General features: G+C 65.2%; 9 protein-coding genes and 2 pseudogenes. 2 read left to right on the top strand and 9 right to left on the bottom strand.

The features are described 5' to 3' along the window. Window positions 1–78: 78 nt before the first annotated feature. A complete protein-coding gene (locus IF809_RS03240) occupies window positions 79–441 on the bottom strand; it encodes a multicopper oxidase domain-containing protein (RefSeq protein ID WP_308421696.1) in 363 nt (120 codons plus the stop codon). A gap of 169 nt (window positions 442–610) precedes the next feature. Between IF809_RS03240 and IF809_RS03235 the strand changes: the two are divergent. Together IF809_RS03235 and IF809_RS03230 are read left to right on the top strand one after the other, a co-directional pair. Next, window positions 611–935: pseudogene (locus IF809_RS03235) on the top strand ((2Fe-2S)-binding protein); the annotation flags it as partial. A 34-nt stretch (window positions 936–969) separates the two neighbouring features. Beyond that, a pseudogene (locus IF809_RS03230) lies at window positions 970–1,558 on the top strand (Isoquinoline 1-oxidoreductase subunit). A 29-nt stretch (window positions 1,559–1,587) separates the two neighbouring features. Here IF809_RS03230 and IF809_RS03225 read toward each other — a convergent pair. The 8 genes from IF809_RS03225 to IF809_RS03190 all read right to left on the bottom strand — a co-directional run bounded on the left by IF809_RS03225 (window position 1,588) and on the right by IF809_RS03190 (window position 12,700). Then, window positions 1,588–4,650, bottom strand: coding sequence for an outer membrane protein (locus IF809_RS03225; RefSeq protein ID WP_462836796.1), 3,063 nt, complete (start codon window positions 4,648–4,650; stop codon window positions 1,588–1,590). Between the two features lie 297 nt (window positions 4,651–4,947). Beyond that, window positions 4,948–5,385, bottom strand: a complete 438-nt coding sequence (locus tag IF809_RS03220; RefSeq protein ID WP_462836795.1) for a hypothetical protein — start codon at window positions 5,383–5,385, stop codon at window positions 4,948–4,950. 47 nt (window positions 5,386–5,432) lie between these two features. Further along, a complete protein-coding gene (locus tag IF809_RS03215; protein ID WP_462836887.1) occupies window positions 5,433–6,515 on the bottom strand; it encodes an SDR family oxidoreductase in 1,083 nt (360 codons plus the stop codon). 5 nt (window positions 6,516–6,520) lie between these two features. Then, window positions 6,521–8,224 (bottom strand): GMC family oxidoreductase, encoded by a 1,704-nt coding sequence (locus IF809_RS03210; RefSeq protein ID WP_462836794.1) that lies wholly within the window; start codon window positions 8,222–8,224, stop codon window positions 6,521–6,523. Next, complete coding sequence (locus IF809_RS03205) at window positions 8,214–8,864, bottom strand: gluconate 2-dehydrogenase subunit 3 family protein (protein ID WP_462836793.1); 651 nt, start codon at window positions 8,862–8,864, stop codon at window positions 8,214–8,216. Before IF809_RS03205 ends, IF809_RS03210 begins: the two co-directional genes overlap by 11 nt. Continuing rightward, window positions 8,857–9,822, bottom strand: a complete 966-nt coding sequence (locus IF809_RS03200) for a hypothetical protein (RefSeq protein WP_462836792.1) — start codon at window positions 9,820–9,822, stop codon at window positions 8,857–8,859. Before IF809_RS03200 ends, IF809_RS03205 begins: the two co-directional genes overlap by 8 nt. After that, window positions 9,819–10,925 carry an enolase C-terminal domain-like protein gene (locus IF809_RS03195; RefSeq protein WP_462836791.1) on the bottom strand — a complete coding sequence of 369 codons (1,107 nt, stop codon included), beginning with the start codon at window positions 10,923–10,925 and terminating at the stop codon, window positions 9,819–9,821. Before IF809_RS03195 ends, IF809_RS03200 begins: the two co-directional genes overlap by 4 nt. Continuing rightward, window positions 10,925–12,700: a thiamine pyrophosphate-requiring protein gene (locus IF809_RS03190; protein WP_462836790.1), complete on the bottom strand. Its 1,776-nt coding sequence runs from the start codon at window positions 12,698–12,700 to the stop codon at window positions 10,925–10,927. The genes IF809_RS03195 and IF809_RS03190 overlap by 1 nt, the downstream gene beginning before the upstream one ends. Between the last annotated feature and the right edge of the window lie 274 nt (window positions 12,701–12,974).

The raw sequence follows: 12,974 nt of genomic DNA, 5'->3' as shown, positions 1-12,974 counted from the left end.
TTCGAAGAACGCCGGTGTCGCAGTCACTCGGCTGATCGCGACACCCGGCTTTGCACCTCCACGGCGATGCTGATTTGGTCAGCCCCTGTAGACCTCGACCGTCTGCATCATGCCCATCTCCTCATGGTTCATCATGTGGCAGTGGAGCATGAAGATTCCAGTGAAATCGAGGAAGCGCGAGCGGAACACGAGCTCGCCGCCCTTGCGCTCGACGATGACGGAATCCCGCCATTCCGGGGTCGCCAGCGCCTTGCCGTTGACCGAGACCACCTCGAAAGGGTTGGTTTGGATGTGGAATACGTGGTCGTCATGCTCATGCGTATTGACGATGGTCCACTCCTCCACATCGGCGTCCGGCGCAGTCGCCGACAGCACCACCTTGCGCCGCCCCGTGATCTCGCTGTCCTTGATGCTCGCGGGCGGCGGCGCCGGCAGCTTCATCTCCATCGGCGCGCCTGACACCACGACCCGCGCCAGCGGCCCGACCGGTGACGGGTGGCCCTGGTCGTAGGGCGCAGCGTTGAAGGCATAAGTTCCGGGCGCGTCCGCCTTCACCAGGATGTCCGCGCGCTGGCCGGGTGCGATCAGGAGCTGCTTCCGCTTCCGCGTCTGCACCGCACCGGCCGTCAATTTCGACGGCAATTCGATCCGCACCGTCGAAGGCCATGCCAAGGAAGGCCAGCTCTCGGCCTGCAACAGGCCTTTATCGATCACTTCGCCTTCCAGTGCGGCTATTGCACTGCCGGCTTGGCGAAGGCCAGGTGCTGCTCGAACGCCTCGCGCGCAGCCCTGTGACCCGCGAAGCGCTGGAGCAGACCATCGCCGATGCGCTCGACGGCCATCTCTGCCGCTGCACCGGCTACATCAAGTACCACGACGCGGTGCGCGACGTAATCCTGGCCGATTCCAGCCGCTATCTGGTCGCCGCCAAATGAGTGCGCCAGTCATGATCACCGCGCGCGTCAGATCATGGCCGTGATGGCAGCGCTGACGAGCAGCCTTTGCGCCGGCTACGCCGCCTCCGACACGACGAGCCACGGCCTTGCCTCGCCCGAGAGCTTTGCCGACATCACCGACACCGAGAAGCGCTCGGCCGCGATTCACCGAGCTGGGCAAGGTGCTGACGCATCCGCGCCGCACCAACTGCCATCCGGCCTGCGACAGCCCGCGCCAGGGCGACAATCCCCGCCTGCATCAGCCGCCGGTGACGCGCGGCACTGATGGCCATGGCCTTGAAGCGATGCGCTGCCACTCCTGCCACCAGAAGGCCAATTTCGAGCCCGGCCGCATTCCCGGCCATCCCGAATGGCATCTCGCCCCGCGCGAGATGGCCTGGGAAGGCAAGACGATCGGCGAGATCTGCGAGCAGATCCGCGACCCCGCGCGCAATGGCGGCCGCAAGGTGGAATATCTCATCGATCACATCGGCAAGGACACACTGGTCGGCTGGGCCTGGAAACCCGGCTTCGGCCGCTCGCCCGTCCCGGGCACGCAAGCGCAGGCCGGTGCGCTCGTCGAAGCGTGGGTGAAGACGGGAGCGGCCTGCCCTGCGCCGTGAGGCGCGAACGCGCCGCGCCCTCCGCGGTCCTAATGTGCTGTCGCGCCTCGCCCAGCGAACTGAGTCCAGTCGAACTTGTAGTTCACGCCGAGCATCATCACGTGATAGCGCTGCTTGATCGTTTCCGACTGAACCGCGGCGAGCGGGTCCGGCGCGTTGGCGAAGCTGGCCGGGGTGCTGCCGAGGTCGACATATTTGTAATCGCCTACGACCGACCAGTGCGCATCCAGCGCGTGCTCGATGCCTGCCCCCGCAGTCCAGCCCCATGCAGTCGTGCTGCTGTTGAGGACCCCGCCGGTGTTGCCGAGCCCCATCGCATTGAGCACCGGGTCGGCATTGAGCATGAAGTTGGTGTGCCCCACGGCGGCGCCGGCCTTGACGTAATAGAGCGTACTGTCGGCTGCGTAGCCAAGGCGGCCGGTGAACGTTGCGAGCCGGTCCAACGTCGAGCCGCAGTTCATTCCTGCGGCAAACGGATCGGGGAAGCCGGTGAAACACGTGAAGGTGCCTTCGACCCGCGACCATGAGCCGGCGGCTTCGAGCCCCACGACCGCGTGCCCGCGCTGGTAGTTGACGCCGATCTGCGCACCGGCGACGGCGCCGGCCGTGCGCACCCGATCGCCGAAGCCGAACGACGGATACGGATCGGCAAAGTCGCTGGTCCCGGCGCCGGCGCCGAGATGCCCGCCGATATAAACGCCGGTCCAGTCCCGCGGTGCCGCCGGAGACGACGCGGCCGACGCTTGGGCGCGCATGTCCCCTCCGAAGCGATACGAGGTCTGCACAAATCCACCCCAACGCTCGGTATAAAACTTCTCGAGCTGGTTGGGCGAGACGGCCGGAAACTGCGTGTAGGCGTTGTTGGTGGCGAGATACACGTAACGGCCACCCACACCGACATTCCAGCGATCGGTCATCGCGTAGGAGACGATCGCCTCGATCTGCGTGCCCCAGCCGTCGCCGCGCTCCGGGCCCGGGTTGATATCGGGCCTGTTCCAGTGCTGGTCATGCCCCTGGAAATTGACATAGGGCAGATAGGCGGCATCGATCTCGAGCTTCCAGCGATCGCTCAGTGGAACGCGCGTGTTCAAGCCGACTGCAACGCCGCGCCATGTCTCGGTTTCGCTGAGAGCCAGCAGCGACGTGTCCTGCGTGGTCGGCGGCGCGCAGATGCCGCCGTTCGCGACCTGGACGCAGCCGAATGTCGGGCCGCTTTCGTAGAACGAGCGATAGCCCACATAGGGGCCGAGCTCTCCGGCCGGCCCTTTGATGACGTCATATCCGACATCGAGCGCTCCATAGCGGAGACGGCCGTCTCGTTGTTGGTGACGCGTGTTCGAATACGGTGTCACGCCGGGCACGAAATCCTCGTCGTTCATCGTGCCGCCGGCGAAGTCGCCGAGCCCGAGATTGCCTTTGACGAAGATGCCGTCGCGGTGATCGAGCCGCGCGAACAGTTCGGCCGCATAGCCGGTCATGCCGCGATAGCTGAGGCGCGAGACGATATTGTCCTGACCTGGGATGGCGCCGAGATCCTGAGCCTTGCGGCCACTGCTCACGAATGCACGCGCGCCCGCCTCGATGCTCCAGTCGGCGAAGCGCTCCGGCGCCTTGACATACGCTTTCGACGGCACGGCCGACGCGTAGGCTGCGGCTGCCGGATCGGCGCCGAGCTTGTAGTTCACGCCCATCTTCACACTGTGCAGGTCCTGCCAAAGCCCGACATTCGAAACGTTGCCGAACTGGTCCGTGAAGGCGACGGTCTTGCTGCCGAAGTTCGCGTAATCGTATTCAACCTTGGCCGACCAGGCGGGCGAGAAGGCGTATTCGAGGCCGGTGCCGATCGTGTAGCCCCAGCGGGTGTCGTCCGCCGTGAAACGGTTGGTCGGAAGAGCGCCAAAGGCAGCCTGCGGATTGACGGCGTCGTGGGTCTCGTGGGCCCAGGCTGCGCCTGCTTTGCCGTAGATGAGCAGATTGCCATAGGTCGTGCCGAGACGTCCGGTCAGCGCACCGAGCGCGTCGATGCGGGTGTGGCAGTTGAAGCTCGTGGGCCCCACCTCGCTCACGGCGCATTTGGCGTTGCTGTCGACATCAGCCCAGCTGGCTTCGCCCTCGATGCCCGTCACCCAGCGGCCGAATTGCCAGGCATAGCCGGCCTGGCCGCCGACCATCATCCCGCCCGCTTCCCCACTGCCGGCAAAGATGCTGTCGGCGAAGGTGTTGAACACGCCATCGGCCTGCTTCCAGTCGGTGCGCCCCCAGCCGCCACCGCCATGGACGCCGACATAGAAGCCGGTCCAGTTGCGATTGCCTGATGGCGCCGCCGCGGACATGAATGCAGGGCCGGCCCCGGTTGCAAACGCGGGAAGGCCGTTGCCGAGATGATAGTTCAGCCCAAGTTTGACGAGCTGCGCGTGGCTCCCCACCACGACATCGGACTGATTGCCGAACTGGTCGGTCATCCGCGTGGTCTTGTTGCCGAAGTCGAGCCAGTCGTACTCGACCTTGGCAGACAGCGCGGGCGAGAAGGCATATTCGAGCCCGAGACCGGCGGTCCAGCCAAGGCGCATCGCATCCCCGGAAAACTGGTTCGGGATTCCGAACGACGGGTAAGGCAACATCGCGAACTGCTCGTGCGCCCAGCCAAGACCGCCCTTGCCGTAGAGCAGGAACTGGTCGACCGTCAAACCAAGCCGCGCCGTCGCGGTGCCGAGCGCATTGGTGCGGGTCCGGCACAGCCACAGGCCATTCGCGCATTCGGCGATACCCTGCAGATCCGCAAAGCTCGCGTCCGCCTCGGCGCCGAGCACCCAACGGCCGAATTGTTTGTTATAGCCGATCTGGGCGCCAGCGATGGTGCCGCCGCTCGAAGCTTCGCCGAAGAACGGCGTGAGGGGCGCCAGCACGCCGCTACCGCTGCGCCAACCATCGTAGCCCCAACCACTGCCAAGGTGCGTTCCCACGTACCAGCCGGTCCAGGAAGCGATCGGCGGCGACGGCGGATTGACCGACAAATCAGCGGCACGTGCGGCAGAGATGCCCGATGCAAGCGCGACCAGCGAGACGGTCGCGTAAAGAGCTCGACGTTTCAAATGACCAACCCCAAATTCCCCGCGGCGGGGACAGAACATGGCAGCCGCGAAGCGCAACCTGACCGACGTGTTCTCCGCAAGATGCCTGCGAGAGTCGCCTGGCGTTGCATCTTTGCGGAATCTGCCGTTCCCCCTCTGAAGTAGTAGCCTGCGATCGCAGAAGTTCAAGTTTGCGCAGCGCTCGCGAGATCAACGCAGGTTTACAAACGTCGCGGCCGGACTCTCGAGGCCGCCGTTGCCGGTCCACCACCCGGCGCCGGCGGTACCTCAACTCTCCTCTCCGGCCCGCGCCCCTCGCTATTGTTGAGATCCGCTCTGCTGATTGCCCGAAGCCCCGCTATTCTGACGCGGAGAGGCGGATGGATTGGATTCGGATCCCGCCGAACCTGAGCCCGTGCCGACCGTCCCTGAATTGCTCCCTGCTCCACTCATCGCTTCAAACACGGACATCCCGTGCGGACCGATTGTCATGAGCACGGGATTGCCGTCGCTCGATTTGGCCTGCACGACGAATGAACGGGCGACCACCTTCACGTCGGTGAAGCCGGCCTTCTCCAGATCATGGCGAATTTTCTGGATTGCATCTGTATCCTGCGTTTGGCCGCCGTTCGGGGAAGCGTCGGCCGGGCTGCCCTGGTCGTTCTTGCTCGATGCTGCGTCCATCTGCGAGCTGTTGACGGGAGCGGACGTTTGCGCAAGCACCGGCGAGCCGAGAAATGCCAGCAATGTTGCCATGGCGAGAGTTGGTCTCATGAGCGTTCTCCTGGGTTGAGAGATACGCGTTATCGTCGTGCCGCGCCGATCGTTCCTAGGAATTTTCTAGCGCGATCTGCTCGGCTCCGCAGGGGGCGCGTGTGTGCAAATGCGCCGGTCCGTGTGCCGACCAGAAGGCCGGCTGCGAAAGCGGCAAGAGCGCCGACGGCCAGCGGTACGATACGTGCCATGGGACCATCAACGGTCAAGGCATGATCATTCGCCTCCGCACCGAAACGCCCGCGCGTGCGATGCAGAGATCGCACTGAGCTCATCAGATTGTCGGCGCGTTCTTCTCCCACCGGCTCCGCCGTCTCCTGCGCCGCGAACGCCGCTTTGGCCAGATAGTGATCGAGCCAGGCCGGAAGCACGGCATTGCCCAGGATGACCTTGAGCGTACTCAGTCCGATCCAGGATTCGCGGCGGGGACGGCGGACAGCCTGATAGACTGCATTCGCGATCACCTCGGGCTGCACCACCGGCGCGACCGGGCGCGGCTGCCGCGGCATGTGGGTCCGGGCCCAATCGAATTGGGGCGTGTTGACCGCCGGCAGCTCCATCATGGTGAGATGGATGCGGCTCCTGTCGTGGATCAGCTCGGTGCGCAGAGAATCGGTGAAGCCGCGAATGGCATGCTTGGCGCCGCAATAAGCCGATTGCAGCGGGATGCCGCGATAGGCTAGCGCGGACCCGATCTGGATGATGTGGCCGCGATCGGCCGGACGCATATGACGCAGCGCCGCCATGGTGCCGTGCACGAAGCCGAGATAGGTCACCTCGGTCACGCGGCGAAACTCCTCGGCACTCATTTTCCACACCGGCGAGAATACCGTGACCATGGCATCGTTGATCCAGACATCGATCCTGCCGAAGTCCCTGATGACGCGGTCCGCCGCGGCGAACATGGCCTCCGCATCGGCTACATCGGCCGGTAACACCAGCCCCGTTCCACCCAGCTGCTCGACCTCGCGACGGGTCTCCTCCAGCGCCTCGGCGTCGCGCGCGATCAGACCGATACGCCAGCCGTCGCGGGCGAAGCGGTGCGCGGTGGCGCGCCCGACGCCGGCCGAAGCTCCGGTGATGACGACAACCCCGCCTGAATGAATTGGCACCACGCTCATGATCTCTGCACCTCGATTGATCGCCGCTGAATGGATGGCCGTGATGAACCGGCCTCGAGTTCGCCTCGGCTTGCCAAAGCACGAATGCGGTCCGCGGTCCGGCACGCGATCGCCTGGATCGTCAGCGACGGATTGGCGCCTCCAACCGTCGGGAAAACCGAGCCGTCGCAGATCCACAGGTTCGGAATGTCCCAGCTGCGGCAGTCGGCATCGACGACGCTGTTGCAGGCATCGCTGCCCATGCGCGCGGTTCCGTTGAGATGACAGGTGTCGTCGTCCTGGATCCAGATATCGCTTGCGTCCACCGCCTCCAGCGCACGCCGCATGAACTTGAGGGAGTGATCGATCAGACGCTTGTCGTTGTCGCACCAGGAATAGGTGATCCGGGGAATCCGCAATCCGTACTGGTCGACCTCGTCGGACAGGGTCACCCGGTTGGATTCCTGCGGCAGCATCTCGCCGACGATCTTGAGGCCGACCACGTGATTGTAGTCTTTCATGGCCTCGACGAGGCTCTCCCCCCACAGACCGCGCGCGCTGAACAGCGTGTTGGCCCACAGCTGCGGCAACGGTCCCTGGCTCATGTAGGAATAGCCGCCGAAGAAATCCTTGCCCTTGTCTTCGTAGTTCCAGTGCTCGGTGATGGCGAGCGAGGGCGGCCCCTTGTAGGAACGAACCTCCTGCTCCAACCGTCCCCACACCGCCTGATTGGATTGCGCCATCAGGTTCTTTCCGACCAGACCCGAGCTGTTGGCAAGGCCGTCGGGAAAGCGGGCTGTCGCTGAGTTCAAGAGGAGCCGTGGTGTCTCGATCGCATAGCCTGCAACGACCACGTTGCGCGCGCGCTGAAAACGCCAGCTGCCGTCCCGATGATAGTGGACGCCGGACACCAAGCCTGAGGGCTCGACCTCGACGCGCCCGACCATCGCAAGATCGCGGATTTCCGCACCCGCCGCGATCGCGCGCGGGATCCATGTGACGAGCGCGCTCTGCTTGGCATTGGTCGAACAGCCGGTGACGCAGAAGCCGCGATAGACGCAAGGATGGGCCAGTCCGCGCGGCGCGGACAGCGTCGCCAGCGGCGTCTCGGTCCATTTGATGCCCAGCGCCTCGCAGCCTTTCGCCAGCGCCCGCGCCGCGCCGTTCAGCGGGTGGGCACGATACGGGTAGCGCGGACGCCGCGGCCCCCAGGGATAGGTCACCGGACCTGCTATTTTCAGCGCCTGCTCGACTTCGGCGTAGTAGTCCCACATCTCGCGCCAGTCGAGCGGCCAGTCGGCGCCGTAGCCGAGCACGCTACGCGACTTGAACCATTCGGGCCGGAAGCGCAGTGAGACCATCGCGAAATGCACCGTCGAGCCGCCCACCGCCTTGCCGCTGTTATTGCTGCCGAGCTGGAGCGGGTTGTCGCCGTCGATGATGCGGTCGTCGGTCCAATAGAGCTTGGTCTGCTCGGATTCGTCGGAGGCAAAATCCTCCAGCGGCCTGAAATAAGGACCCGCGTCGAACGCAACGACGGAGAAACCATATTCGGCGAGCTTGCAGGCGAGCGTGCCGCCACCCGCGCCCGTTCCGACGATGGCGAAATCGACCGGCTCGCTCTCGCGATATTGCCGCATCGGCACCCAGCCGCCCGGACGGAAAACGTCGGGCGCCCGACCATCGCACGCGCGCGGCACATGCAGGGGATCATCGGACACGGCGATTGCTCCGGAAAGCTGTCGCGGCATTGCCGTCCTTTGCCTCGGCGGCTTCCCAGGGATCGCGCTCGTCGAGGCCGAGGCGCACATAACCGCGCGGGCTTGCGGGCCCGCCCCAGCCGATCTCGCTCCAGGCGGTCGGGTGCGCGTAATAGGCAAGCACGATGTCGCGACCCAGCCGATGCCTGAAGAAGACCTCGCAGCGCAAGCCGCCCCATTCGCCTGATGCCAATTCACCTGACTGCGCGGCGCGCAGCAGCTTGTCCTGCAAAGCTTCCGGCAATTCGGCAAAACGTTTGCCGTACGCTGCGGCGGCCTCGGCGTTCAGCGCCTTCAGGCCGAGACGCCACGCCTCGCCGTCCCTGGGCACGCCGGGTCTGCGAAACCCGTCCATGATCTGGTCGTCCAGCTTGCGATCGACCAGCGCGGCGATCGCCACGGGCGGACGGTCGGCCGGTTGCGGAACGATACGGTCCGCGATCGCCACGACCGTCTCGTATTCGTCCACTGTGAAGAAGCGCGGCTCGGGCGCGATCGACAGCCGCCGTGTGATGACCTCGCGCGTCTTGTCGTTCCAGGACGGACCCGACCATTTGGCGAGCACGTCGTATCCGGGATAGCGGTCGCTTTGTTCATGCATTGGGATGCGCCTTCATGAGACCGAGCGCAGCCAGACCCGCCAGCGCGAGGCCGGCAAAGCTGGGCGGCGCTGGGATCGGTGGTCCGTTCAGGATGTTCTGGCTCCAGTTGCGCCAGTCCCCCATGTTTCGCGACACGCCGTAAGCGTGGAAACCGACGCCGGCAAAGCCCATCACCGTCAGCAGGCGCATCCACCAGCGGGTGAACCGATGCGCCCTGCCCGGACCACCTCCGGCCGCCGACATCAGCAGCGCCGCGCCGACAGGCGGCAGCGTGACCGGCAGAAGCATGAACGGGTTGTGGTAGGCGCCCCGGAAATGCAGCAGGCCGGCCTCGCCGGTGGTGCCGAGCAGGCCCGCACCGGTGACTGCGGCGATCATGCGTCCCGCCGGCAGACCGAAAATGCGCGGGCGCGTTCGGTGCGCTTCGCGCACCCGTTCCGAACAGAAGCCGAGCAAGCCGGACAGCAGGATCGCCATGGGGGCGCCGATCGGCGCGCCGTAAAACACGTTCTGCCAGCTGAAGCCGCCGACGCGCTTGCCGACGTTGTAGAGATGGAATCCGGAGCCGACGAGGCCGGTGGCGGCCGCAAGCAGGTAGGTCGCATCGCGCGCCTTGTGCGCGAGTGGACGCATATCGGCGGTGCCGTGCAGGCTCGTCGCCAGCGTGAGCGCCGAAACCAGCAGCGGCGTGTACATGGCCTTGTTCTTGAACGAGCCGCGGTAGTGCTCGACGCCGGAATCGGCGAGCACCGAGGCCGCAAGCGTTCCCGCGGCGCGATTTAGCCTGCGCGCGGTTGTCACGGTTTCTGCACCGTCGGAACGATTGCGACCCGGCGCGGCAAGGCGCGATCGCGAGGGGCGCGCGCGCCGGGCGTTCGAAAATACTGAGACAAGCGCCAGGCCCGATGCGGCGATCCCGGCGATGGCAATCAGATCGCGTTCGGCGGGCCTGGTCATGCGGCCTCCGGCACCGCGTAAGGGGCGGCATCGGTCCGTTTGAAGACCAGCCCGTGCCCCGGCGCCGACAGATCGGGCGCGATCCGGCCCTCGCGCGGCCGCGGCGCGCCGTCGAAGAACATGCGCTCGATGCGGACATGGTCGTGAAACCATTCGAGATGGCGCATGCGGGGCGCCGCGCAGGCGACGGCGAGATGCAGCGCCGGCGCACAATGACCCGAGAGGTCGACGTGAAAGGCCTCGCACAGCGCCGCAATCTGCAGAAAGCCGGTGAAGCCGCCGCAGCGCGTCGCGTCGGCCTGCTGCACATCGGTGGCACCGCTCTCGAGCATGGCACGCACGTAATCGAGCGTGTAGGCGTATTCGCCCGCGGCCACGTCCATTCCGACAGGGACATGCTGCCTCACCATGGCGAGTCCACGCAGATCGTCTGATGACACCGGCTCCTCGAACCAGCTGACGTCCTGCTCGGCGAACACATGGCTGAGCCGGATCGCTTGCCTCGCATTACATGCGCCGTTTGCATCGACGAACAGGGCCGCATCGCCGATCGCGCGCTTGGCCACCGCAACGCGATGCGGATCCCGCTCGGGCTCGGAGCCGATCTTCATCTTGACGTAGGCGCAGCCCTGCTGCGCGACCCAGCCGCCGAGCTGTTGCTCCAGCTCTATATCCGAATAGGTGGTGAAGCCGCCGCTGCCGTAAATCGGGATGGAGGCCCGGCGCGCGCCGAGAACGACGACGAGCGGCAAGTCGAGCAGACGCGCCTTGAGATCATGCAAGGCGGTATCGACAGCGGAGATCGCCGTCGCTGCGAGCCCCTCACGTCCGAGATTGCGGACCGCCCGCTGCATCGCCTCGAAACAGGCCTGGGGCGCCATGGCGTCCCTGCCATTGATCACAGCGGCGAGCTTGTCCCGGATCAGCCCGACGAGGCAGGCGCTCGCATAGGTGTAGCCCAGCCCGACCCGGCCTCCGCCCTCGACCTCGACGAGCACCATCGTCGTCGAATTCCAGGCGATGGTGCCGTCCGCCTCGGGGCGATCGGTCGGCACCGTGTACGCCTCGGCGCGCACGCTGCGGATTGGGACCTCGCACCGCATCAGTCTTTCCCGGGTAGAACGCTCGTCAGCAATTCCTTGGCGCTGTTCTTGAGCACGCTGCCCAGCTCCGGCTCGGAGGGGATCATGCTGACGAAATTCTTGGCCTCCTTCAGAGTGATGTGCGGCGGCAGCGGCGGCACGTTGGGATCGGTATAGGCCTCGAGGATGACAGGCCGGTCGGCAGCGAGCGCCTCGTCCCATGCCGCGCCGACCCGGTCGGGATTGTCGACGAAGATGCCCTTCAGGCCGAGCAGCTCGGCGTAGCGGTGATAAGGGAAATCAGGAATGCTTTGGGTCGACTCGGTCTTGCCCGCGCCGAGCTGGATGCGCTCCTCCCACGTCACCTGATTGAGGTCGCGATTGTTGAGCACCAGCACGATCAGCCGCGGATTCGACCAGCGCTTCCAATATTTGGAAATGGTGATCATGACGTTGAGCCCATTCATCTGCATCGCGCCATCGCCCATGCAGGCAATCACGGTGCGATCGGGATAAGCCATCTTCCCCGCAAGCGCGTAAGGCGTGCCGGCACCGAGCGAGGCAAGCCCACCGGACAGCGACGCCTTCATGCCGCGCCTCATCTTGAGGTCCCGCGCATACCAGTTCGCCACCGAGCCGGAATCGGCGGTGATGATGGCGTTGTCGGGCAGACGCGGCGACAGCTCCCAGAACACCCGCTGCGGATTGAGCGGCTCGGCGGAATTCATCGCCCGTTCCTTCAGCGTCTCCCACCAATCGGCCATGCCCTTCTCGATGTCGCGCCGCCAGGATGAGTCCTTCTTTTGGGTGAGCAGCGGCAACAGCGCGCGCAGTGTCGTGGCGCTATCGCCGACCATGTTCACTTCCATCGGATAGCGCAGGCTGAGGCGACGGCCGTCGATGTCGATCTGCACGCCGCGCGCGGCCCCCGGCTTTGGCAGGAACTCGCTGTAAGGAAAGGCGGAGCCCACCATCAGGAACGTGTCGCAGTTCTTCATCAGGTCCCAGCTTGGCCGCGTTCCCAACAAGCCGATCGAACCGGTCACGAACGGCAAATCGTCTGGTACCGCCGCTTTGCCCAGCAGCGCCTTGGCGACCCCGGCCTGCAGGCGCTGGGCAACTTCGATCACTTCATCCGTTGCATCCAGTGCGCCGGCACCGACGAGCATGGCAACCTTGCTGCCCGCGTTGAGGACATCGGCGGCGGCGCGGAGTGCGGCCTGATCCGGCAGCTTCGCCGGTCCGGCATAGCCAACGCCGGTGTGGGTGGCGCCATGCGCCAGCGGCGGATCCTTGTAATCGAGTTCCTGCAGATCGTTCGGCAGGATCACGCAGGTCACGGCCCGCTTGGTGTGTGCGATGCGAACCGCCCGGTCGATCAGATGACGGACCTGCTCGGGCACACTCGCCATCGCGACATATTCGGTCACGCCCTGGAACAAGGTCTGGAGATCGACCTCCTGCTGGTAGCTTGCCCCGATCGCGCTTCGTGCCTGCTGACCGACGAGCGCGACTACGGGAACGTGGTCCATCTTGGCGTCATAGAGCCCGTTGAGGAGGTGAATCGCACCGGGACCGGAGGTGGCATAGCAAAGGCCGACTTCGCCGGTGAACTTCGCATGGGCCGAGGCCATGAAGGCTGCCATCTCCTCGTGGCGAACCTGCACGTACTCCATTTTGTCCTTGGCTTTTTCGAGAGCGACATCGAGGCCGCCGACGCCGTCGCCGGGATAACCATAGACGCGCTTCAAACCCCATTCGGACAGGCGATGCCAAACATATTCGCTAACATTCATCGGAAGCGTCCCGTATGTCATTCGTGACGTTGTGCGGCTGGTACGGAATCCAACAGGAAAGAACGTCGAACGTTGCAGGATTAATGAATGTTTAGGTTGAGAGCTGGCGCGATTGGCGGCCGATAAGGACGCGCGACACCTTCTCCCTGCGCGGCGCGACGGGATCGATTGGAAACCTCGGCGAAGCGGAACATCGTGAAGCTTCGCGAGACGCCTACCGCGCAGGCGCGCGAATGTTCCTATGGACCGGATCGGAGAAAGGTCGAATACACGA

The sequence above is a fragment of the Bradyrhizobium sp. UFLA06-24 genome, assembly GCF_054967145.1.
Note: the sequence above shows the minus strand (reverse complement) of the source record. Positions and strands in the feature narration are given on the sequence as shown.